The organism is Sphingomonas lacusdianchii (assembly GCF_022664395.1).
Taxonomy (GTDB): Bacteria; Pseudomonadota; Alphaproteobacteria; order Sphingomonadales; family Sphingomonadaceae; genus Sphingomonas; species Sphingomonas lacusdianchii.
Window position 1 is genome coordinate 1 of sequence record NZ_JAKRET010000064.1, and the last position, 2,033, is coordinate 2,033.

At 65.4% G+C, this 2,033-nt stretch carries 1 protein-coding gene; it reads left to right on the forward strand.

Annotation, left to right across the window (positions count from 1 at the left end; genetic code table 11):
• Window positions 1-556: 556 nt before the first annotated feature.
• Window positions 557-2,033, forward strand: a 1,477-nt coding sequence (locus MF607_RS22435) for a PAS domain-containing protein (protein WP_277926059.1), incomplete at its 3' end; no start/stop codon positions are given.

A 2,033-nucleotide genomic window follows, 5' to 3' on the forward strand; every position in this document is an offset into this window, starting at 1 on the left:
GTTCGAGCTGGTAAGCATCTACTTTCACCGGCCAGATCCTTGCCGGCACGTCGATCACGACCGCGACGGTCGGACTGAGCGAGCGAGCGCAGGATCAGATCATTCTTGCCGTCGATCAGGGCGGCGAGGTTGACCGCTCGGAGTTGCAGCGCCTGGCGCTTGGCGAAGATGTCGAGTGCGGCAATTGTTGGCTTGGCAGAGCGCCGCCCGCTCCAGCTCGCCAGCAGCCAGATGCTCGTAACCGAGCGTCATGAACGGTGATGTCATCGCAAAGGCCCGCCTGTTGCAAAAACCGGGGATTGGTCAAGGATGTCGTGCTGAACGATTGATGCGATTTAACAGGTCCGCTGCCCCTGAAACCGGAAGCCGTTCGTCGCCCCTGCACCTTTGCGAAGATTCCCGCTAGACGAGCAAGATGCGGTTTACGTCATCTTCCAATCCCTTCGTCACCACCGCCAGCACCACCGGCTTCGAGATCGTGGCTCACGACTGGTCCGGCACATCTCTGGGCGCGATCGACACGTGGCCGGCAGCCCTGCGATCGACGCTGACGCTGATGCTGGCCTGCCCGACGCCGATGTTCCTGGCATGGGGACCGGAGTTGCTGTGCTTCTACAATGACGCCTACCGGCCGATCCTCGGCTACCGGCTGGACGGCGCGTTAGGGCGTCCCTTCCGCGAAGTATGGGCAAGCATTTGGGATGATATCGAGCCGTTGGTGAGCGCGACGCTGGCCGGCGAGACACGGACGATGATTGACATGCGGCTGGACCTGAGCCGCGACGGCATGCCCGAGGAGAGCTGGTGGACCTTCACCTACTCGCCTGCCTTCTATGACGACGGCGGCATCGCCGGCCTGTTCTGCGTCACCGGCGAGACCACCGCGCGCATCGCCGCGGTGCGCGACCGTGATGCGGCGGACGAGCGGCTGCAACTCGCCCTGTCGGCGGGAAATAGCATCGGCTCGTGGGACTGGGATGTCGTCAACGACCGCCTGACGGCCGACACCCGCTTCGCGACCCTCTACAGCGTCGATCCGGACCGGGCTGCCGAAGGCGCGCCGATCGCGGAGTTCTTCGGGGGTATTCATCCCGACGACCTCCCCCGCGTGCAGGCAGAGATCGAGAAGGTCATGGCCGGCGACGGCACCTTCGCGTCCGATTACCGGCTATTGGGCAAAGACGGCGCGATCCGCTGGGTTTCGGCGCAGGGACGCTGCATCTTCGATGATGACGGCAGATGTGTGCGCTTTCCCGGCATCAGCTACGACATCAGCGAGCGCATGGCGGCGGACCTCGCGCTCCAGGCCGCCAAGGCGGAACGTGAGTTCGTGATCGACCTCACCGGCCGCCAGCGGTCGCTCGCCGATCCGGCAGCCATCGTCCGATTGTCGGCACAGGAACTGGCACAACGGCTCGGAATACACCGTGTCGGCTTCTATCGTCTCGTCGGCGCCAACCAGCTTCGCCACGGTGCGAACTGGACGGACGGCACGATGGCTCCGCTCACCGGCACCGATCCGGTGAGCCGCTTCGGCGAGCGCGCCGCGCAGTCGCGACGCCGCGGCAAGACGCTGGTGTTCAGCGACAGCCGGCACGACGATGATGGCGACTTCCTGCCCTTCGCCGATCGCGGCGTTCTGGCGGGCGTGTGCGTGCCACTGATGCGCGAGGGCCGCTGGCAAGCGGGCATCTATCTCCACCATGCGGAGGTAAGGCACTGGACGCCAGGTGACGTGGCGCTCGCCCGCGAGGTCGCCGAACTGACCTGGCTCGCGATCGAGCGCGCCGAGGCGGTGCTGCGGCTCAATCAGCGAGTGGATCGGCAAAGCACCGCGCTTGCCGAGGCGAGTAACGAGATGAAGGCGGAGACCGGCCGGCGCACCGAAGCCGAGAGCCAGGTGCGCCAGCTTCAGAAGATGGAAGCGGTAGGCCAGCTCACCGGCGGTATCGCGCACGACTTCAACAATATGCTTGCCGTCGTCATCGGTGGCCTCAATCTCGCCCAGCGTCGGCTCGATCGCGGCGACACCG